The following is a 19,554-nucleotide window of genomic DNA, read 5'->3' as shown; positions in this document are numbered from 1 at the left end:
GTCGGATCACCGGGATCCGGCGGGCCGGTGGGGCCGGTTTCTTCAGGTGAGACCGGCGAGTTGGAGCAGCAGTGACTTCACGTCGGTGGCCGCGAGGCGGTCGCCGACGGCGCGGGGGGTGGAGCAGATGAGGAGCGGACCTTCGTCGTCGCTCGCAGGGAGGCGGCCGTGGCTGCCGCGAATAGGTGAGGGATCCAGCGGCACGACCGCCATGCGGTAGCGCATGCCGAGCTTCTTGCGCGCCAGCGCGGTCGCGGCCTTGACCTTGACGTAGGGGTCGAGCGGATCCATGAAGAGTTCGACCGGGTCGTAGCCGGGTTTGCGGTGGATCTCGACGAGCTGCGCGAAGTCGGGCGCGCGGGCGTCGTCGAGCCAGTAGTAGTACGTGAACCAGGCGTCCGGCTCCGCGACGGCGACCAGTTCGCCGGAGCGCGGGTGGTCGAGGTGGTGGGTCTTCTTGCCCTCGTCGTCGAGGAGTTGGCCGATGCCGGGCAGGTCTGCCAGGGCCGCCCGCGTGGCGTCGAGGTCCTCGGGCCGGCGTACGTAGACGTGGGCGATCTGGTGGTCGGCGACCGCGAAGGCGCGGGACGCCATCGGGTCGAGGTACTCCATGCCGTCCTGCGTGTGCACTTCGAGGAGGCCGGCGCGGCGCAGGGCCCGGTTGATGTCGACGGGGCGGTCGGCGCGGGTGATGCCGTACTCGGACAGCGCGACGACGGTACGGCCCTCGGCGCGGGCGTCGTCCAGGAGCGGGGCCATGGCGGCGTCGAGGTCGGCCGCCGCTCGCAGGGAGCGTGGGTCGTCGGGGCCGAAGCGCTGCAGGTCGTAGTCGAGATGAGGGAGGTAGCAGAGCGTCAGGTCGGGATGGCGGGTGGCCATGATGTGGCGGGTCGCGTCGATGATCCAGCGGCTGGAGACCAGGTCGGCGCCGGGGCCCCAGAAGTGGAAGAGGGGGAACGTGCCGAGTTTCGCGGTGAGTTCGTCGTGCAGGGCCGGGGGCCGGGTGTAGCAGTCGGGTTCCTTGCGGCCGTCGGCGTAGTAGACGGGACGGGGGGTGACGGTGATGTCGGTGTCGGCGCCCATGGCGTACCACCAGCAGATGTTGGCGACCGTGTAGCCGGGGTGGGCGCGGCGGGCGGCGTCCCAGAGCTTGTCGCCGGCGACCAGTCCGTTGTGCTGCCGCCACAGCAGGACGTCGCCGAGCTCGCGGAAGTACCAGCCGTTGCCGACGATGCCGTGTTCGGACGGGTGGGTGCCGGTGAGGAAGGTGGACTGGGCGGCGCAGGTCACGGCGGGCAGGACGGTGCTGAGCGCTGCCCTGGAGCCGGACTGGGCGAGCGTCTTGAGGTGGGGCATGTGGTCCAGGAGACGGGGGGTGAGGCCGACGACGTCCAGGACGAGGAGCGGGGTGGGCTCTGGGGCCGCCCGATGGGTGGTCATGGGAGCTCCTTCAGGCCGAGGTCGGTCAGCAGGTCGCGGGCGAGGGTGAGTTCGGCGGCGATGCCCTCGGCGAGCTGGGTCCGGCCGCGGGGGCGCAGCTCGGGTGGGAGGGCCTGCCAGGTGTAGGTCTCGACCTCCAGATGGCGGGTGAGCGGGTGCGGGCCGCCCACGAGCCGGGTCAGTGCGGCCTTGAGGACGGGGAGCGTGGAGGTGAGGGGCGCGGCGGGGGCCGCGTGCAGGGGGACGTGGAAGTGGGCGCGCCAGGGGCCCGAGTCGGGCAGGGCGTCGGCGTCGAGGGCCTCGCCCAGGTCGTCGGTACCCCGGAGGCCGGCGGCGGTGGAGGTGCGGGTCTGGTGCAGGAAGCGGGGTTCGTCGAAGGCGGCGAGGGCCGCGCGGACCTCGGGGAGATGGGGGTGTTCGGCGTGCAGGGCGGCTGACAGCTGGGACTTGACGACGGGGACACGAGCTGCGGCGAGCGCGTCCAGGGCGGTGTGCGGATCTTCGAAGGAGGTGGCGAGGTGGCAGGTGTCGACACAGACGCCGACGCGGTCGCGGGCGATCGCGGTGAGCGGGGTGAGGGCGTCGGCGGTGGTCTCGACGACGCAGCCCGGTTCGGGTTCGAGGCCGACGCGGATGGAGCGGCCGGTCAGTTCGTCGAGGGCGTCGAGACGTTCGGCGAGCGTGACGAGGGCGGCGTGGGCCTTCTCCGCGCGGCCGGGGTCATAGGCGGTGCGCCAGGCGAGCGGCAGGGTGGAGACGGTGCCGTCGGTGACGTCGTCGGGGAGGAGTCCGGCGAGGACGCGGGCCAGGGCGGTGGTGTGCTCGAGGCGCTCGGGATCGGCCCAATCGGGCCGGTACACACGGTACTTGACCTTCTCGGCGCCGAAGCCCTCATAGGGGAAGCCGTTCAGGGTGACGACCTCGAGGCCGCGCCGGTCGAGCTCGGTGCGCAGGCCGCGCAGGGCGGAGGGGTCGGTGACGAGGGCGTGCGCGGCGTCCTTGGCTAGCCACAGGCCGATGCCGAGGCGGTCGCGGCCGAGGAGACGGCGGACGGGCTCGCAGTGGTCGCGGAGCTGCGCGAGGACGCCGTCGAGGGTCTCGGCCGGGTGGACGTTGGTGCAGTAGGCGAGGTGGACGGTGGAGCCGTCGGGGTGCCGGAAGCGCATGGCTCACGCCCCGCCGCGCAGGATGGAGTTGCCCTCGTGGGTGGCTTCCGGGGCCGTGACGCCGAGGTTCAGGCGGCCGCTGAGCCCGTAGAAGGCGACGGGGTTGCGCCACAGCACCCGGTCGACCTCGTCGTCGGTGAAGCCCTCGGCCAGCATCAGCTCGCCGACCTTGCGGGTCTTGAGCGGGTCGCTCCTGCCCCAGTCGGCGGCGGAATTCACCAGCACCTGCTCGGGACCGTAGGCACGCAGGATCGCGACCATCCGCTGCTCGTCCATCTTGGTGTCGGGATAGACGGAGAAGCCGAGCCAGCAGCCGCTGTCCTTGGCCTCCTTGACGGTGGTCTCGTTGAGGTGGTCGACCAGGACGCGGTCCGGGCGCAGCGCCGACTCGTGCACGACGTCGAGAGTGCGGCGCAGTCCGGCGAGCTTGTCGCGGTGCGGGGTGTGGACGAGGGCGGGCAGCTCGTGGTCGGCGGCGAGCTGGAGCTGGGCGGCGAGGGCGGTGTCCTCGGCGGAGGTCATCGAGTCGTAGCCGATCTCGCCCACGGCGACCACCTGGTCCTTGACGAGATAGCGGGGCAGTTCGTCGAGGACGGGGACGCAGCGCGGGTCGTTCGCCTCCTTGGGGTTGAGGGCGATCGTGCAGTGGTGGGCGATGCCGTACTGGGCGGCGCGGAAGGGCTCCCAGCCCAGGAGAGAGTCGAAGTAGTCGAAGAAGGAGGCGGGCGAGGTGCGCGGCTGGCCGAGCCAGAAGGCGGGTTCGACCAGGGCGCGGACGCCCGCGACGTGCATCGCCTCGTAGTCGTCGGTGGTGCGCGACGTCATATGGATGTGGGGGTCGAAGATGCGCATCAGGACTCCTTGCCGTCGGTGCCGCGCGCGCCGTGCTCGGCGGTCCGCGCGGGTGGGGTGGCCGTGGGGTCGGACAGGGTCAGGACGCGGTACAGGTCTTCGGGCACGGGACGGCCCGCGGCGGTGCGTTCGGCGGCGTAGTCGCGCAGCATGCGGGCGAGTTCGGCGTCTGCGTGGGCGCGGCGGTCGAGGTCGGCGACCTCGGCGACGGGCACGCCGGTGAACAGGCACTTCAGGACGGCGTGGCGCCACAGATGGGGGGCCAGGTGCCGGGCGGCGTAAGGGCCGACGGCAGCGGCGAGGACGCTGGTGTCGTTGGTGCGCAGGGCGTCCTCGACCAGCGGCAGGGCGTCGGGGCCCTCGATCAGATGGGGCAGGGCGTGCAGCACGGAGCGGCGTTCGGCGGCGGTGCCCTGGTGGTAGACGCGGGTGACGGCGTCGGTGCCGGCGCGGGCGGTGTGCAGGATCAGCACGCGGGCGGCGTCGGCGTGCTCGGAGCCGCACCGGCGTCCGGCCTCGGCGAGGCGCAGTTCCCATACGGAGATTGGTCCGCGGATGCCGGGTTGTGCGGCGGCCTCGTCGAGGGCCTGGTCGAGCCAGGCGCGGGCGGCTCCGTCGAGGCGGGTCCTGAGGTGGTCGTGCAGTTCGGCCGGTGACGTGCGGGCGGGGGTGGTGCCCTCGGTGTCTGCCGCGGGGGTGTCCCAGGCGGTGTGGGGGCGCGTCATGAGGTCCTGCTCCCTTCGGGGGTGGCGGAGGGATCGCCGTGCGGCGGTGCGGGGGCGGCGGCCGTTCCGGAGGCGCGGCGCAGGAACGGCAGGGAGTGAGCGGCGAAGTGGGGGCCCGCGTGGGAGTGGCGGGGCAGTTCGACGACGGTCAGGCCCTGGTAGCCGGTGGCGGCCAGGGCCGCGAGGACGGGCGGGAAGTCGATCTCCCCGTCTCCGAAGGGAAGGTGCTCGTGGACTCCGCGGCGCATGTCCTCGATCTGGACGTGCCGCAGCCAGGGAGCGGCGGCGCGTACGCACTCGGCGGGAGAGAGGGGTTCGAGGCACTGGCAGTGGCCGATGTCGAGGGTCAGACCGAGCGGCTCCGGGTCGCCGAGGAGGCGGCGGAGCCGGTGGAAGTCGGCGAGGGCGCCCAGGAGGTGGCCCGGTTCGGGCTCGACGGCGAGGGGGACACCGGCGGTGTCGGCGGCCGCCAGGACGGGGGTGAGCGTCTCGCCCAGGCGCCTCCACGCCGTGCCGGTGTCCGTGCCGGCGGGCGTGACGCCGCTGAAGCAGTGCACGGCGTGGGCCCCGAGGTCGGCGGCGACCCGGACCGCGCGGATCAGCAGGTCGACGCGCCGGGCCCGGTCGCCGGGGTCCGGGTCCAGCAGCGACGGGCCGTGTTTGCGCCGCGGGTCGAGCACATAGCGGGCCCCTGTCTCCACGGTGACGCCCAGCCCGAGTGCGGCCAGCCGCCCCGCGAGCCGGTGAGTGCGTGCGGCGAGGCCGGGCGCCAGCGGGTCGAGGTGCATGTGGTCGAGGGTCAGTCCCACGCCGTCGTAGCCGAGGTCGGCGAGGAGGGCGAGGGCGTCGTCGAGGCGGAGGTCGGCGAGGCCGTTGGTGCCGTAGCCGAAGCGGAGGGGGCTGAGGGGCGCCCGGGTCGGCGAGGCCGTCCCGTTCGCTGCGCCCATATGACGGGTCATGTGACGGCTCATGTGACGGCTCATGTGACGCTCACCGTCCTCGCGAACCTCCTGCCGAGCGGGGCCAGGGCCGCGACGAGCAGCGCGGTGAGGCCGGCTCCGGAGCGGGCGGTGAGGGCCGCCTGGAGGGGGATGGTGGCGCGGATGCCGCCGGCGACGGCGCGTTGGGTGAGTGGGGGTGACGGATTGAGGGTGGCGTGGAGGTAGGGGCGGGCGGCGGTGGCCAGGTAGGCGGCGGCGAGCGTTGGACGCAGCGCTGTCGCGATCGCTTCGGCCGGAGGGTGGGCGGGCGTGAAGTCGAACGCGGCCCTGGGGCGGGAGACCACGCCGTCGGGCGCGGAGGTGGTGCCCGGCAGGCCGCGGGTGGCTGCTTCCCGGCGGCCTGCCGGGGGTCGGGAAGGGCGGCCGGTGACCAGCCGGGTCAGCACGCCGGTGGCGGCGAGCGCGGCCAGTGGCGCCAGGGGCGCTCCGCCTGTCGTCTCCCGGCGGGACACGGCCGTCACCGCAAGGGTGTGGGTGCCGAGCAGGGCTGCGGGGCCAAGTGCCCTGCCAGGAAGCCCCGTTGTGGCCGCCGCGCCGAGGAGCAGGTCGAGGCCGCGGGCGGTGGCCATGGCGACCGGTCCTGCCGGGGTGTGCTTCAGGGCGAGGTCGTAGGCCCACACGGTGGCCGCGAGGGGGGCGGCGACCGCGAGGGCGGGGCGGCCGGCGCGGGCGGCGAGCGCGAGCCCCGCGCCGGTGAGGAGGCAGGCCGTCGTGAACGCGGCGGCCGGGTGGACGCGGCCGGAGGGAAGGGGGCGGTGCGGGCGTTCGGCGGCGTCCTCGGCGCGGTCCGCCCAGTCGTTGAGAGCCATGCCGGCTTCGTAGAGGCAGAGGGAGGAACCGATGGCCAGCAGGGTGCGGGAATTGGGGGCCGCGGCGGTGGCCGCCGCGCCGGCGAGGGCGTCGCCCGGAACCGTGAAGAGGGCCGGGAGGCGCAGCAGTTCGGCCCAGGCGCGAGCGCGGCCCGCGCTGCCGGAGGGCCGGGGTGTCCCGGCAGCCGCGCTCATCGCGACTCTCCCGGCCGGGGCTGATCGCCGGCACGCGTGGAGCCGTCGCGCGTTGCCCGCAGCCGCGACGCGAACCCGGTCAGCGCCGTGTACTGCTCCCCCAGCGCCGCCGGCCCGTCGCCCACCGGGTCCTTGAAGTAGAAGCCGAGTTCGCCGAGCGGGCCGGACAGCCCCGCTTCCTGCGCCCGTGCGGCCAGCCGGGCCAGGTCGAGGACCAGCGGGGCGGCCAGCGCCGAGTCGCAGCCCTGCCAGATCGTCTGGAGGATCATGCGGGTGCCGAGAAAGCCGTCGAAGGCGATGTGGTCCCAGGCGGTCTTCCAGTCGCCGAGCGCGGGGACGTCGTCGATGTGGACCTCGCCCTCGGGCGTCACGGCGAGGGTGTCGGCGAGGACGCGTTCCTTGCCGGCGTTCTTCGCCGCGGCGGCGCCCGGGTCGGCCAGGGCGGCACCGTCGCCGCCGCCGAGCAGATTGGTGCCGGACCAGGCGCGCACGTCGAGGGCGCGCTGCGTGAACATCGGGCCGAGGACGGAGCGCAGCAGTGTCTGGCCGGTCTTGCCGTCGCGGCCCGCGTACGGCAGGCCGGCGGATTCCGCCGCCGTGGCCAGCGCCGGGTGGTGCAGGCCCGTGGACGGGGTGAAGTTGACGTAGGGGCAGCCCGCGCGCAGGGCGGCCGCCGCGTAGAGGGAGCTGGGGGGCAGGGTGCCGCCCGTGGCCGGGGGCTCGGTGGAGGCGACGTTCACCACCACGGCACGCGCCAGGCCGCGCCGTCGTACGAAGTCGCCGATGTCCGCGGCGAAGGCGGCGATCAATTCGTCCTGGCCGCGGGTGTCGCCGGGGGTGGGGCCGCCGGGTCTGATCTCCCGGTCCGCGGCGGCGAGTTCGGACGCCACCGCCGTCGGGAGGCCCGGTGGGAGGACGCCGCCTGCCGCGAGCGCCTCCGCGCGTTTGGGCAGCGGGCAGTCCAGGGTGTCGTGTCCGCCGAAGACGAGGGAGCTCAGGGACGGCAGACCGGCCCCGGCGAAGACGGGTGTCTCGGTGACCAGGCCGACCGGTGGGTGCAGGCCGGCGGTCAGGGCGGCGCAGCCCGCCACGACGGTGGTCGCGACGGAGCCGCGCGCCCCGATCAGCCAGACGCCGACGCGCGCGGGAGAGTCGGATGCGGAAACGGACGCGGACATGGGCAGCCTCCTTGTCGAGCGCGTCGTGCCGGGAGACGGCGGGCGGAGGTCCGGCGTCCCCCGCCCGCCGCCGATCAGTCGCCCGTGACGGGCAGTTCCTTGATCCGGACGTCGCGGAAGGACACCTGGTCGTCGGCTCCGTGGTTCTGGATGCCGATGTGTCCGTCGACGAGGCTCCGGGCCGGATCGGTGTTGGTGAAATCGTTGATCTTCACGCCGTTGAGCCAGATGCGCAGGCGTTCGCCCTCGACCTGGATCTCGTACGTGTTCCACTCCCCCGGCGGGTTCAGCGCACGGTCGCGCTTCTTGAGGTCGGCGGACCGGAAACCGTAGACGGACCCTGTCGTCTTCTCGGGTACGTCGGTGGCGTCGATCTGGACCTCGTAGCCGTTGTCGACGGCCGACCACGGGTCGTCCGAGGGCGGGAAGCCCACGAACACACCGGAGTTGTCGTCGCCGTCGGCGCCGGCCATCTTCCAGTCGAGCTTCAGGGAGTACGAGGTGAAGCCCGAGGCGGCGTACCAGAGCAGGCCCATGCCGCCCGACGACGTCAGCGTGCCGTCGTCGCCGAGGGTGAAGGAGCCGGGGCCCGCCTGCCGCCAGCCGGCCAGCGAGGCGGACGTGCCGTCGAAGAGCGGCCGGTAGCCGTTCTCCGCGCGGCAGTCGGCCTGGCTGTCCCCGATCGCCCACCGGATGCCGCCCAGCAGGTGCTGCCGGTAGGCGGGTTCGGCGTACGACTCCTTGGTGTGGCCGAGGCCCGTGTAGAAGGCCCGGCCGCCCTGGTAGTTCTGGCACCAGGAGATCGGGTGGTCGCCGTTCATGGTGCCGCCGGTGTAGGACGACTCGTCCAGCGAGGCGAGGACATGGGCCCGATCCCGTGGATTGGAACGGTAGTTGTACCACTCGTCCGTGCGGTCCCAGGTCCGCCCCAGCCCCGAGGTGGCGGGGTGGGAGCGGTCCTCGACGTTCACCGTCGCCGGCTGGATCGCCGGGTGCGACTGGAACCAGGCGCCGGCGAGGCCGCCGTAGAAGGCCCAGTCGTACTCGGTGTCGGCGGCGGCATGGACGCCGACATAGCCGCCGCCGTGCTTGATGTAGCCCTCGAAGGCACCCTGTTGGGCGTCGTCGAGGACATCACCCGTCGTCGACAGGAACACCACGGCGTCGTAGCGCCGGAGGTTCTTCGCGGTGAACGCGCCCGCGTCCTCGGTCGCGTCGACCGCGAAACCGCCGCTCGCGCCGAGTTGCTTCACCGTCTCGATGCCGACGGGTATGGAGTCGTGCCGGAAGCCGGCCGTCTTCGAGAAGACCAGCACCCGCTTCCCGGCGTCGGCGGAGAGTTCCCCGGCGTGCGAGGAGGCGGGTCCCGAGACACAGCCGAGCAGTAGCCCGGCACCCACAACCACGGTGGTGAGTCGGCTCGTTGAGCGCATCATGTTCCCTCCTCTCAGCCGGTGGTGAAGGTGAAGTCGTCCACGTCGAACAGCGCGCCCGAGCCGCCCTTGAAGACCAGGTAGAGCGTGGTCGTGCCTCTCGGCGCGCGGGACAGGTCGGCGCTGACGTCCTGGAAGTTCTCCCAGCCCCCGGTCACCGGCACGGCCGCCTTGCCGAGCAGGGTGCCCTTCGCCGAGCCGGCCCTGATCTCGAGGGTGCCGCCCGCGCCGCCGGACGCGATGCGCGCGGTGACCTTCTGGGCGTTGTTCAGCACGTACGGCGTGAAGGAGATCCAGTCGCCGTTGTCGATGTCGCCGACGGTCTTGCCGCCGTGCGCGGTGGACTTGGCGACGACGCTGACGCCGGAGGAGTCGCCGAAGTGCTCGGCCTGGCGGTGCCGGGGCTGGAGCACGTTGCGGTCGTGCGTGGTGAGCGCGGCCTGGCCGCCGCCTCCGTTGTCGGTGTACTCGGCGTCGAGGACCCCGAAGATGTTGGCGTCCTCGTCGTGGCCGCCGTCGGCGCTGGTCTGGATCGTGCCGCTGCATCCCTGGGCCGAGGTCAGCGGATGGCCGTGGGTGTCGTGGCCGAGGATGAAGGTGACCTTGACCTTCGAGCAGTCGATCGCCGTCCCGTCCTCCGGGTCGGTGACCTTGACCTTGAACGGGACCGGGTCGCCGAAGCTGAACAGCTGCCCGTCCTTGGGGAGTTCGATCGACACGCTGGGCGCGGTGTTGCCGACGACGATCTGCACGCTCGCGCTTCCGGTGCGGCCGGAGGTGTCCTTGGCGGTCAGGGTCGCGGTGTAGGTGCCGTTCTTCTTGTACTTGTACGCAGGGTTCGCGGCCGTCGACGTGCCGCCGTCGCCGAAGTCCCAGCTGTAGGTGACCGCGTCACCGTCCTGGTCGGAGGTGCCCGCGGAGGAGAACTGCACCTTCAGCGGGGCCTGCCCCGAGGTCTTGCTCGCCGCTGCCTGCGCCACGGGTGAGTGGCCGTCGGTGGCGTTCTCGATGCGGTACAGGCCCGAGTTCTCGTCACCGCCGAACCAGGCGGTGCCGTAGTCGAGGACGTAGAGCGCGCCGTCGGGTCCGAACGCCATGTCCATCACCTGGGTGCCGGACCACGGGAAGGCGTTGATCGACTGGACGGCGCCGTTGCCGTCGCTGACGACGCGCTTGATCCAGCGGCGGCCGAACTCCCCGGCGAAGAAGTTCCCGTCGTACGCCTCGGGGAACTTCACCGGCGAGTCGAGCGAGGCGTCGTAGTGGTAGACCGGGCCGCCCATCGGGGACTCGGAGCCGTCGCCGAACTCCGGTACGGACGCGCCGTCGTAGGGGATCCAGGCGGGCTGCGCGGGAGGCAGGTCCGTCAAGCCCGTGTTGTGCGGGGAGTTGTTCTTCGGGGCGTTGCAGTCGAAGCTCGCTCCGGACGCCTTCGTCGCGAAGTCGTAGTCCACGTAGGCGTCGTTCTTGCCCGTGCAGTACGGCCAGCCGAAGTTGCCGGCGGCGGTCACCCGCGCGAACTCGACCTGGCCGCCGGGGCCGCGGGCCGGGTCGGCGGCGCCCGCGTCGGGCCCGTAGTCGCCGACGTAGACGATGCCGGTCTTCTTGTCGACGCTGAAGCGGAATGGGTTGCGGAAGCCCATCGCGTAGATCTCGGGCCGCGTCTTGTCCGTGCCGGGCGCGAAGAGGTTGCCGTCGGGGATGGAGTACGAGCCGTCGGCGTTCACCTTGATGCGCAGGATCTTGCCGCGCAGATCGTTGGTGTTGCCTGCCGAACGCTGGGCGTCGAAGGCCGGGTTGCGGTCGGCGCGCTCGTCGATGGGGGTGTAGCCGTCGGACTGGAAGGGGTTGGAGTCGTCGCCCGTCGACAGGTACAGGTTGCCCGCCGCGTCGAAGTCGATGTCCCCGCCGACGTGGCAGCAGATGCCGCGCGAGGTCTTGACGTCGAGGACCTTCTTCTCGCTCGCGGCGTCGAGGGTGCCGTCGGCGTTCAGAGTGAAGCGGGAGAGGCGGTTGACGCCGTCGAAGGGCGCGAAGTCGGCGGCCGTGCCGGTCTCGGGGGCGTCGCCCGCCGGGGTGTCCAGCGGGGGCGCGTAGTAGAGGTAGATGGCCCGGTTGTTCGCGAAGTCCGGGTCCACACCGACGCCTTGGAGGCCCTCCTCGTCGTGGGAGTAGACGTCGAGCTTGCCGATCAGCCGGGTGTTGCCGGCCGCGTCCGTCATACGGAGTTCGCCGTCGCGCGAGGTGTGCAGGACCGAGCGGTCGGGAAGCACGGCGAGCGACATGGGCTCGCCGACCTCCGGTTCGCCCTTGGCGAGGGTGACCTGCTGGAAGTCCTCGGCCGCGGCTGCCGCCGGTGCGGCCCCCGGGTCGGCTACGGCTGCGCCGGCCTGGGGAGCGGTGAGGCTGAGGGATGCTCCTGCGAGGAGTACGCCGCCCAGGAGGGCGACGGCCCTGCGGAAGCGGTGTCTGTGGGCCTCGGTTCTGCCGGTTCTGGTGGTGCGGGTGTTCCCGTGCACGGATGCCTCCAGTGGGGGCCGGTTGTACGGGCGGGGTGCAGTACGCCGGGATGCGCCGTCATCCCGGAACGCGTGGGTGTGGTCTGGCGGACGGGATCTAGTCGTTGCCGCCGAACGCCGCGTCGAAGGAGGCCGACGGCGGCTCGAAGTCGAACGCCTTCAGGCGGTTCAGGGCCTCGGGTGCGCCCTGGAGCCGGTCCATGCCGGCGTCCTCCCACTCGACCGAGACGGGTCCCCGGTAGTCGATGGACCGCAGCATCCGGAAGACGTCCTCCCAGGGGACGTCGCCGTGCCCGGCCGAGACGAAGTCCCAGCCGCGGCGCGGGTCGCCCCAGGGCAGGTGGGAGCCGAGGCGCCCGTTGCGTCCGTCGAGGCGCTTGCGGGCCTCCTTGCAGTCCACGTGGTAGATCCGCTCGCGGAAGTCCCACAGGAAGCCGACCGGGTCGAGGTCCTGCCACACGAAGTGGGAGGGGTCGAAGTTCAGGCCGAAGGCGGGGCGGCCGCCCACCGCCTCGAGGGCGCGGTGAGTCGTCCAGTAGTCGTAGGCGATCTCGCTCGGGTGGACCTCGTGCGCGAACCGCACGCCCTCCTGGTCGAAGACGTCCAGGATGGGGTTCCAGCGCTCGGCGAAGTCCTCGTAGCCGCGCTCGATCATCGACTCCGGCGCGGGCGGGAACATCGCGACCAGGTGCCAGATGGCGGAGCCGGTGAAGCCGATGACGGTGTCGACGCCGAAGGCCGCCGCGGCCCTCGCGGTGTCCTTCATGCGCTGCGCGGCACGCTGCCGTACGCCCTCCGGGTCCCCGTCGCCCCACACCTCGCGCGGCACGATCGCCTGGTGGCGTTCGTCGATGATGGCGTCGCACACGGCCTGGCCGGTCAGGTGGTTGGAGACGGCCCAGCACTTCAGGCCGTACTTGTCGAGCAGTTGCTTCCTGGAGTCGATGTACGACGGGTCGGCGAGCGCCTTGTCGACCTCGAAGTGGTCGCCCCAGCAGGCGAGTTCGAGGCCGTCGTAGCCGAAGTCGCGGGCGAGGCGGCAGACCTCCTCGAGCGGCAGGTCGGCCCACTGGCCGGTGAAGAGCGTGAACTGGCGCGGCATGGTGCTCGAACCCTTCTCAGACGGCGATGGTCGTGTAGACGGAGTTCTTCTCGGCGCTCTCCTCCACCGCCGCCAGCACGCGCTGCACCTGCAGCCCGTCGGCGAAGGAGGGTTCGGGCCGGCGGCCCTCGGCGATCGCGTGGACGAGATCGCGGGCCTGGTGGACGAAGGTGTGCTCGTAGCCGAGGCCGTGGCCCGGCGGCCACCAGGCGTCCAGGTAGGGGTGGTCGGGTTCGGTGACGAGGATGCGGCGGAAGCCGGCGTGCGTCCCGGGCTCCGTGCCGTCGTGGTACGACAGCTCGTTGAGCCGCTCCAGGTCGAAGGCCAACGAGCCGCGTACGCCGTTGAGTTCGATGCGCAGGGCGTTCTTCCGGCCGGTCGCGTACCGGGTCGCCTCGAAGGAGGCGAGCGCGCCCGAGGTGAAGCGGCCGGTGAACAGGGCGGCGTCGTCGACGGTGACCTGCCCGGCTCCGGCGGACCGCACCGCGGTCAGGCCGCTGGTGGCGCCGACGGGCAGCGGCCGCTCCCGTACGAAGGTCTCCGTCATCGCGGACACCCCCGCCAGCCGCTCGCCGGCCAGGTACTGCGCGAGGTCGACGATGTGCGCGCCGAGGTCGCCGAGGGCGCCGGAGCCGGCCAGTTCCTTGCGCAGCCGCCAGGTGAGCGGGAACTCCGGGTCCACCAGCCAGTCCTGAAGGTACGTCACCCGTACGTGCCGCAGCGTGCCGATCCTGCCCTCGGCGACCATGTTCCTGGCGAGGGCGGTCGCGGGCACCCGGCGGTAGTTGAAGCCGACCATCGCCAACTGCCCGCGCCGGTGGGCCGCCTGGGCCGCCGCGGTCATCGCCTCGGCCTCCTCCACGGTGTTCGCGAGGGGCTTCTCGCACAGCACGTGCTTGCCCGCGGCGAGCGCGGCGAGCGCGATCTCGGCATGGCTGTCGCCGGGGGTGCAGATGTCGACGAGGTCGACGTCGTCCCGCTCCACCAGGGCCCGCCAGTCGGTCTCGGCCGCCGCCCAGCCGTGCCGGTCGGCGGCCCGGCGCACGGCGTCCGCGTCCCGCCCGCAGATCACGGACAGGACCGGGCTCAGCGGCAGGTCGAAGGCGCGGCCCACGGTGCGCCAGCCCTGGGAGTGGGCGGCGCCCATGAAGGCGTAGCCGACCATGCCGACGCGCAGGGGCGGCTTCGCGCCCTCCGATCCGTCCGGCTGCTGGGGCTGTCCCATACGGATGTCCTCCTCGTCCTGGTGGTGAAAGCGCCGTGGGGGGTGCGGGAAGGGTTCGGTCAGCGGAAGCCCGTAGGCATGTACTGGTCGACGTTGTCCTTGTCGACGACGGCCGAGTAGAGCGTCAGCGAGGCCGGGATCTCGAACTCCGCGAGACCGCTGACGCCCTTGGACTGGCCGAGCGCACGGGCGAGGTCGATCGCGGACGCGGCCATCGTCGGCGGGTAGAGCACGGTCGCCTTCAGGACGCCGTTGTCCTGCTTGATGGCCTGGAAGGCGGAGAGCGCGCCCGCGCCGCCGACCATCAGGAACTCGTCGCGGCCGGCCTGCTCGATGGCCCGCAGCGCGCCCACGCCCTGGTCGTCGTCGTGGTTCCACAGGGCGTCGAACTTGGGCTGAGCCTGCAGGAGTTGGGCCATCTTCGCCTGCCCGGACTCCACCGTGAACTCGGCGGCCTGGCGGGCCACCTTCTTGATGTTCGGGTAGTTCTTCAGGGCGTCGTCGAAGCCCTGGGTGCGCTGCTTGGTCAGCTCCAGGTTGTCCAGGCCAGCCAGTTCGACGACCTTGGCGCCCTTCTTGTCCTTGAGCTGCTCGCCGATGTACGTGCCGGCGTTGAGCCCCATGCCGTAGTTGTCGCCGCCGATCCAGCACCGGTACGCCTGCGGGGAGTTGAAGATCCGGTCGAGGTTGACGACCGGGATGCCGGCCCGCATCGCCTTCAGCCCGACCTGGGTGAGCGCCTTGCCGTCGGCGGGCAGCACGACCAGGACGTCGACCTTCTTGTTGATGAGGGTCTCGATCTGGCCGATCTGGGCGGCCGTGTCGTTCGAGCCCTCGGTGATCTCCAGCGTGACGTCGGAGTACTTCTTGGCGCGGTTCTTGGCGTTGTCGTTGATCGCGTTGAGCCAGCCGTGGTCGGCCTGGGGGCCCGCGAAGCCGATGGTGACGTGCTTGCCGGGCTTGTCGTCGGCCGACGGCTGCTCGTTCGCGGCCGGCTTCCCGTCCTTGCTCTCGTTGCTGGTGCAACCGGCGAGGAAGGCGGTGGCGGACACGGCTGCGGTCCCGAGGAGCAGGCCTCTGCGACTGGTGGTATGTGACATGGCACTGGTGGGATGTGACATGGTACTGACCCTTTCCTCAGGTCCTCAGGACGTGCTGGCAGTACGGCGCTGGACCAGCACGGCGGCCACGATGATCGCCCCCTTGGCGATCTGCTGGACGTCGCTCTGCAGGTTGTTCAAAGCGAAGATGTTGGTGATCGTCGTGAAGATCAGGACGCCGAGCACGGAGCCGGTGATGGTGCCGCGGCCCCCGCTGAGCAGCGTGCCGCCGATGATCGCGGCCGCGATGGCGTCCAGCTCGTAGAGGTTGCCGTTGGTGTTCTGGCCGGAGCCCGACAGGATGATCAGCAGGAAGGCGGCGATGCCGCAGCACAGCCCCGACAGCAGGTAGAGGTAGAGGCGCTGGCGGCGTACGTCGATGCCGGCCAGCCGGGCCGCCTCGGCGTTGCCGCCGACGGCGACGGTGCGGCGGCCGAAGGTGGTGCGGTTGAGGATCAGCCAGCCGATGACCGTCACGACTGCGAACACGATGACGAGCGGGGGCACGCCGAGCACATAGGCGTCGCGCTCGCCCAGGTCGAGGACGCTGCTGATGGTGACGATCTGCGTCTTGCCGTCGGTGATCTGCAGCGCCAGGCCGCGCGCCGACGCAAGCATGGCGAGGGTGGCGATGAACGGGACCATGCCGCCGTAGGCGATGAGCAGTCCGTTGACCAGGCCGCAGCCGACGCCGACGAGCACCGCGGTGAAGAGGATGCCCGCGAAGCCGTACTCCTGGGTGGCCACCGTCGTCGCCCAGACCGAGGCGAGCGCGACGATCGCGCCGACCGACAGGTCGATGCCGCCGGAGGTGATGACGAACGTCATGCCGACGGTGACGACGCCGATCACCGAGGCCTGGGTGAGGACGAGTTGGAGGTTGCGGGTGTCCAGGAACTCGTCCGGTTTGGTGATCCCGCCGATCAGGACCAGCGCGGCGAGGACGCCGAGGAGCGAGAGGGTCCGGACGTCGGCGCGGGCGAACAGACCGCGCCAGGACGGCGGTCGGCCCACCGATGGCACCTTGTCGGTGTTGTCCCGTGGCGGGGAGGCATGCTGCGTCATGAGGCCGGGCTTCCTTCCATGACCAGGTCGAGTACGCGGTGTTCGTCGAGTTCGCGGGCGGGCGCGGTGTGCACGACGCGGCCCTCGCGGAGCACCAGGACGCGGTCGGCGAGGCCGAGCACCTCGGGGACCTCGCTGGAGACCAGCAGTACGGCGAGTCCCTCGTCGGCGAGACGGCGGATCACGGCGTACAGCTCGGCGCGGGCGCCGACGTCGACGCCCCGGGTCGGCTCGTCCAGCAGCAGCACCCGGCAGCCGCGCAGCAGCCAGCGCGCCAGGACGGCCTTCTGCTGGTTGCCGCCGGACAGAGTGCGCACCGGCACGGACGGGTTGTCGGGCCGCAGCGACAGCTCGCGGGTGGCCGCCCGCGCCGCCCCCGCCTCGGACCGCCGGTCGATCCAACCGCCGCGTGAGAAGCGGGACATGGAGGAGACCGAGACATTGCGGGTGACGGACTCCAGCATCAGCAGGGCCTGCGCCTTGCGCTCCTCCGGGGCGAGCCCGACACCGGCGCGGACGGCCGCGCGCACACTGCCGGCCCTCAACGCCCGCCCGTCGACGCGGACTTGCCCGCCGGACGCCTTACGGGCTCCGTAGATCGTCTCCAGGATCTCCGAGCGCCCGGACCCGACCAGCCCCGCCAGGCCGACGATCTCGCCGGGGTGGACGTCCAGGTCGAGGGGCTCGAACTCGCCCTGCCGGGTGAGGCCCGTGACCTCCAGCACCGGTGCCCCGTCCGGGGCCGACGGGGCAGAGGCGGGCCGCTCCGGGAAGACGTACTCCACGTTGCGCCCCGTCATCAGCGCGACGACCTCACGGGTCGGCGTCGACTTCGCGGGCAGCCCGCCCGCGACGGCCCGGCCGTCCTTCAGCACGGTCACGCGGTCGCCGATCCGCCTGATCTCCTCCAGCCGGTGGGAGATGTAGACGACGGCGACGCCCTCGGCGGTCAGGTCGCCGACGATGCGGAAGAGGTTGTCGACCTCGTCCGGGTCGAGGGCGGCGGACGGCTCGTCCATCACGATGAGCCGTACGTCGTGGGAGAGCGCCCGCGCCATGGACACGATCTGCTGCTGCGCCGCCGACAACTCCCCCACGAGCCGCGCGGGTTCGATCTCCGGATGCCCGAGCCGCCTGAGCAGAGCGGCGGTCGCGGCCTTGGCCGCCTTCGACCGTACGACGAAGCCGGCGGCGGTCGGCTCGTGCCCGAGATGGACGTTCTCGGCCACCGACAGATGCTCCACCAGGTCGAGTTCCTGGTAGATGGTGGCGATGCCGAGGCGCATGGCGGCGATCGGAGAGCGCAGGGTGACCTCCTCGCCGCGCCAGCGGATGGTGCCGGTGTCGGGCTGGTGGGCGCCGGCCAGCACCTTGATCAGGGTGGACTTGCCGGCCCCGTTCTGGCCGAGCAGGCAGTGCACTTCGCCGGCCTGGACATCGAGGTCGACGCCGTCGAGGGCCCGGACTCCGGGGAAGGACTTGGTGATGCCGGACATGCTGAGCAGCGGTGGTTCTGGAGCCATGCGGATCCCCTTGGCGGGCGTGCGGGCCGGTTTCAGGGTGCTTTCGGGCAGCCGAATTCAGGGCAGGGCGAAGCAGGGCGCTGTGCTCGGTGTTCGGTGGTGCTGCGGTGCTGGGGTGCTGGGGTGCTTACGCGGGTGAGAACAGGTGGTCGCTGATGAGACGGGCCGCGCCGATGACGCCGGCGGTCGGACCCAACTCCCCCAGCACGATGGGCAGGTTGCCCGTCGCCAGAGGCAGCGACTGACGGTAGACCTGGGTGCGGATCGCGGCGAGCAGGGTGTGGCCGAGGCCGGTCACCCCGCCGCCGATCACCACCAGGCCGGGATTGAAGAAGGAGACCAGCGCGGCGATCACCTGGCCGGTGCGGTTGCCGCCCTCGCGGATCAGATCGAGGGCGGTGGCGTCGCCGGCGGCGGCAGCGGCGGCGACGTCGACGGCGCTCAGACCGCCGTTCGCCTCCAGCCGGCTCGCCAGTTCCTCCGACTGCCCCTGCTCGGCCGCCTCCACGGCGTCGCGGGCGAGGGCCGCCCCGCTGAAGTGTGCTTCCAGGCAGCCCCGGTTGCCGCAGGCGCACGGGCGTCCGTCGGGCACGGCCTGGATGTGCCCGATGTCGCCCGCGCTGCCGGTCGCCCCGCGGTGGACCTCACCGCCGGCGACGATGCCGCAGCCGATGCCGGTGCCGATCTTGACGCAGAGGAAGTCGCCCACGGAGCGTGCGACGCCCGCGTGCATCTCCCCCATCGCCATCAGGTTCACGTCGTTGTCGACCATGACCGGGCAGCCGAGTTCCTGGCTGAGCGCCTCCCGTACGGGGAAGCCGTCCCAGCCCGGCATGATCGGCGGAGCCACCGGGACGCCCTCGGGGAAGCGGACCGGCCCCGGGACGCCGATGCCGGCGCCGTCGAAGCCCTCCGCCAGCCCGGAGGCCCTCAACTTCGCGGCCATGGACAGTACTTGCTCGAAGACCGCGACCGGTCCCTCGCGTACGTCCATGGGCTGGTTGAGGTGTCCGAGGATCTCCAGCTCGGCGTTGGTGACCGCGACGTCGACCGAGGTCGCGCCGATGTCCACGCCGAGGAAACGCAGTTCGGGATTGAGCCGGATGTTGTGGGAGCGGCGGCCGCCGCGCGAGGCGGCGAGTCCGTCGGCCACGGCCAGCCCCGTCTCCAGCAGCCGGTCCACCTCCACGGCCAGCTTGGACCGTGAGAGGTCGACCTGATCGCCCAGCTGCGCACGGGAGTTGGGACCGCCGTCACGCAGCAGCTTGAGCAGCTTGGCCTGGTGAGCATTCGCGGGTCGTGCCGTCATACGTCTCACGAGCCCCTCCCCGCCTCAATCGGCCACGCCTGTGTTCGGGCTTTCGAGGGGAACGTAGCAGTGGCCGCCGAACCTGGGAAGAAGTCGTGCACGAATTGGCGCCGACTTTCTCCACTGACAGGACAAAGACGCGAAGGAGAAGGCGGGCCCTACGACTTCGCCCGCTCGTGGTACGACCGCCGCGTGTGCTCCGTGTGCTCGCGCATCAGCTGGGTGGCGCGCTGCTCGTCCCGCTCCACGATCGCGGCGATCAGCGCGCGGTGCTCGATCCAGGACTGGCTGCCGCGCTGCCGGGCGATCGGCGTGTAGTACCAGCGCACCCGGCGGTCCACCTGGGCGGCCAGCTCGGACAGCACGGCGTTGCCGGCGAGCTCCATGACCTTGGCGTGGAAGTGGGCGTTCATGCCGACGGCCCCGTCCACGTCGTCGGCGGCGACCGCCCGCTCGCCCTCCGCGCACAGGTCCTCGAGGGCCTTGATGCCCGCGGCGTTCGCGTTGGCCGCGGCGAGCCGGGCGGCCTCCGCCTCCAGGAGTGTGCGGACCGTGAGGAGCTGGTCGGCCTCCTCCTCCGTGGGCTCGTGCACGAACGCGCCCTGGGCGGGCCGCAGATCGACCCACCCCTCGGTGTTCAGGCGCTGGAGCGCCTCCCGCACCGGCTGCCTCGACACCCCGAGGTGACCCGCGAGTTCGCTCTCGACGAGATGCTGGCCGGGCTGCAGCGCGCGCGTGGTGATGAGTTCGAGGAGCGCCTCGTAGACGCGGTCGCGCAACGGGCCGGGACGTTCGAGCTTGGGCACCGCGCCCTGCGGCAGTCCTGTCGACAACATCGGTCGGTCCCCTCCTTGGCGGCACGGAGCAACCTGCAGCCGGAAAGCCAGTATGAATTGTCTTTCGTCTACAGTC

At 72.0% G+C, this 19,554-nt stretch carries 16 protein-coding genes; all 16 read right to left on the bottom strand.

Features of this window, described 5'->3' with window-relative positions:
- Positions 1-42: 42 nt before the first annotated feature.
- The 16 genes from ACIBN2_RS09490 to ACIBN2_RS09415 all read right to left on the bottom strand — a co-directional run bounded on the left by ACIBN2_RS09490 (position 43) and on the right by ACIBN2_RS09415 (position 19,478).
- Positions 43-1,440 carry a nucleotide pyrophosphatase/phosphodiesterase family protein gene (locus tag ACIBN2_RS09490; protein ID WP_399133648.1) on the bottom strand — a complete coding sequence of 466 codons (1,398 nt, stop codon included), beginning with the start codon at positions 1,438-1,440 and terminating at the stop codon, positions 43-45.
- Positions 1,437-2,606, bottom strand: a complete 1,170-nt coding sequence (gene eboE, locus ACIBN2_RS09485; RefSeq protein ID WP_399133647.1) for a metabolite traffic protein EboE — start codon at positions 2,604-2,606, stop codon at positions 1,437-1,439. Before eboE ends, ACIBN2_RS09490 begins: the two co-directional genes overlap by 4 nt.
- Positions 2,607-2,609: 3 nt before the next feature.
- Positions 2,610-3,458: a TatD family hydrolase gene (locus ACIBN2_RS09480; protein WP_399133646.1), complete on the bottom strand. Its 849-nt coding sequence runs from the start codon at positions 3,456-3,458 to the stop codon at positions 2,610-2,612.
- Positions 3,458-4,183: an EboA domain-containing protein gene (locus tag ACIBN2_RS09475; RefSeq protein ID WP_399133645.1), complete on the bottom strand. Its 726-nt coding sequence runs from the start codon at positions 4,181-4,183 to the stop codon at positions 3,458-3,460. Before ACIBN2_RS09475 ends, ACIBN2_RS09480 begins: the two co-directional genes overlap by 1 nt.
- Complete coding sequence (locus ACIBN2_RS09470) at positions 4,180-5,130, bottom strand: sugar phosphate isomerase/epimerase family protein (protein WP_399133644.1); 951 nt, start codon at positions 5,128-5,130, stop codon at positions 4,180-4,182. Before ACIBN2_RS09470 ends, ACIBN2_RS09475 begins: the two co-directional genes overlap by 4 nt.
- 32 nt (positions 5,131-5,162) lie before the next feature.
- Positions 5,163-6,188: an SCO3242 family prenyltransferase gene (locus ACIBN2_RS09465; RefSeq protein WP_399133643.1), complete on the bottom strand. Its 1,026-nt coding sequence runs from the start codon at positions 6,186-6,188 to the stop codon at positions 5,163-5,165.
- The gene (locus tag ACIBN2_RS09460; RefSeq protein WP_399133642.1) at positions 6,185-7,366 is read right to left on the bottom strand and encodes an inositol-3-phosphate synthase; all 1,182 of its coding nucleotides are present in this window, start codon (positions 7,364-7,366) and stop codon (positions 6,185-6,187) included. Before ACIBN2_RS09460 ends, ACIBN2_RS09465 begins: the two co-directional genes overlap by 4 nt.
- A 74-nt stretch (positions 7,367-7,440) precedes the next feature.
- Positions 7,441-8,799, bottom strand: coding sequence for a ThuA domain-containing protein (locus tag ACIBN2_RS09455; protein ID WP_399133969.1), 1,359 nt, complete (start codon positions 8,797-8,799; stop codon positions 7,441-7,443).
- 14 nt (positions 8,800-8,813) lie between these two features.
- Positions 8,814-11,318, bottom strand: coding sequence for a PQQ-dependent sugar dehydrogenase (locus tag ACIBN2_RS09450; protein ID WP_399133641.1), 2,505 nt, complete (start codon positions 11,316-11,318; stop codon positions 8,814-8,816).
- 97 nt (positions 11,319-11,415) lie between these two features.
- On the bottom strand, positions 11,416-12,420 hold the full coding sequence (locus ACIBN2_RS09445) for a sugar phosphate isomerase/epimerase family protein (protein WP_399133640.1): 1,005 nt from the start codon (positions 12,418-12,420) through the stop codon (positions 11,416-11,418).
- Between the two features lie 16 nt (positions 12,421-12,436).
- A complete protein-coding gene (locus ACIBN2_RS09440; protein ID WP_399133639.1) occupies positions 12,437-13,645 on the bottom strand; it encodes a Gfo/Idh/MocA family protein in 1,209 nt (402 codons plus the stop codon).
- A 59-nt stretch (positions 13,646-13,704) separates the two neighbouring features.
- Positions 13,705-14,745, bottom strand: a complete 1,041-nt coding sequence (locus ACIBN2_RS09435; protein WP_399133638.1) for a substrate-binding domain-containing protein — start codon at positions 14,743-14,745, stop codon at positions 13,705-13,707.
- 45 nt (positions 14,746-14,790) lie between these two features.
- Positions 14,791-15,810, bottom strand: a complete 1,020-nt coding sequence (locus ACIBN2_RS09430; protein WP_399133637.1) for an ABC transporter permease — start codon at positions 15,808-15,810, stop codon at positions 14,791-14,793.
- Complete coding sequence (locus tag ACIBN2_RS09425; protein ID WP_399133636.1) at positions 15,807-17,333, bottom strand: sugar ABC transporter ATP-binding protein; 1,527 nt, start codon at positions 17,331-17,333, stop codon at positions 15,807-15,809. Before ACIBN2_RS09425 ends, ACIBN2_RS09430 begins: the two co-directional genes overlap by 4 nt.
- A 127-nt stretch (positions 17,334-17,460) precedes the next feature.
- Positions 17,461-18,642: an ROK family protein gene (locus ACIBN2_RS09420; protein WP_399133635.1), complete on the bottom strand. Its 1,182-nt coding sequence runs from the start codon at positions 18,640-18,642 to the stop codon at positions 17,461-17,463.
- A 158-nt stretch (positions 18,643-18,800) separates the two neighbouring features.
- On the bottom strand, positions 18,801-19,478 hold the full coding sequence (locus tag ACIBN2_RS09415; protein WP_399133633.1) for a GntR family transcriptional regulator: 678 nt from the start codon (positions 19,476-19,478) through the stop codon (positions 18,801-18,803).
- Positions 19,479-19,554 lie beyond the last annotated feature (76 nt).

Origin of the sequence: Streptomyces sp. NPDC050534 (assembly GCF_044457745.1) — a bacterium.
Taxonomy (GTDB): Bacteria; Actinomycetota; Actinomycetes; order Streptomycetales; family Streptomycetaceae; genus Streptomyces.
Note: the sequence above shows the minus strand (reverse complement) of the source record. Positions and strands in the feature narration are given on the sequence as shown.

What these genes read in the sequence shown, in the direction of transcription:
- ACIBN2_RS09440 (WP_399133639.1), bottom strand. Translation starts at nt 13,645, where the DNA reads ATGGGACAGCCCCAGCAGCCGGACGGATCGGAGGGCGCGAAGCCGCCC.
- ACIBN2_RS09490 (WP_399133648.1), bottom strand. Translation starts at nt 1,440, where the DNA reads ATGACCACCCATCGGGCGGCCCCAGAGCCCACCCCGCTCCTCGTCCTG.
- ACIBN2_RS09420 (WP_399133635.1), bottom strand. Translation starts at nt 18,642, where the DNA reads ATGACGGCACGACCCGCGAATGCTCACCAGGCCAAGCTGCTCAAGCTG.
- ACIBN2_RS09475 (WP_399133645.1), bottom strand. Translation starts at nt 4,183, where the DNA reads ATGACGCGCCCCCACACCGCCTGGGACACCCCCGCGGCAGACACCGAG.
- ACIBN2_RS09480 (WP_399133646.1), bottom strand. Translation starts at nt 3,458, where the DNA reads ATGCGCATCTTCGACCCCCACATCCATATGACGTCGCGCACCACCGAC.
- ACIBN2_RS09430 (WP_399133637.1), bottom strand. Translation starts at nt 15,810, where the DNA reads ATGACGCAGCATGCCTCCCCGCCACGGGACAACACCGACAAGGTGCCA.
- ACIBN2_RS09470 (WP_399133644.1), bottom strand. Translation starts at nt 5,130, where the DNA reads ATGGGCGCAGCGAACGGGACGGCCTCGCCGACCCGGGCGCCCCTCAGC.
- ACIBN2_RS09445 (WP_399133640.1), bottom strand. Translation starts at nt 12,420, where the DNA reads ATGCCGCGCCAGTTCACGCTCTTCACCGGCCAGTGGGCCGACCTGCCG.
- ACIBN2_RS09460 (WP_399133642.1), bottom strand. Translation starts at nt 7,366, where the DNA reads ATGTCCGCGTCCGTTTCCGCATCCGACTCTCCCGCGCGCGTCGGCGTC.
- eboE (WP_399133647.1), bottom strand. Translation starts at nt 2,606, where the DNA reads ATGCGCTTCCGGCACCCCGACGGCTCCACCGTCCACCTCGCCTACTGC.
- ACIBN2_RS09435 (WP_399133638.1), bottom strand. Translation starts at nt 14,745, where the DNA reads ATGTCACATACCACCAGTCGCAGAGGCCTGCTCCTCGGGACCGCAGCC.
- ACIBN2_RS09465 (WP_399133643.1), bottom strand. Translation starts at nt 6,188, where the DNA reads ATGAGCGCGGCTGCCGGGACACCCCGGCCCTCCGGCAGCGCGGGCCGC.
- ACIBN2_RS09415 (WP_399133633.1), bottom strand. Translation starts at nt 19,478, where the DNA reads ATGTTGTCGACAGGACTGCCGCAGGGCGCGGTGCCCAAGCTCGAACGT.
- ACIBN2_RS09455 (WP_399133969.1), bottom strand. Translation starts at nt 8,799, where the DNA reads ATGCGCTCAACGAGCCGACTCACCACCGTGGTTGTGGGTGCCGGGCTA.
- ACIBN2_RS09425 (WP_399133636.1), bottom strand. Translation starts at nt 17,333, where the DNA reads ATGGCTCCAGAACCACCGCTGCTCAGCATGTCCGGCATCACCAAGTCC.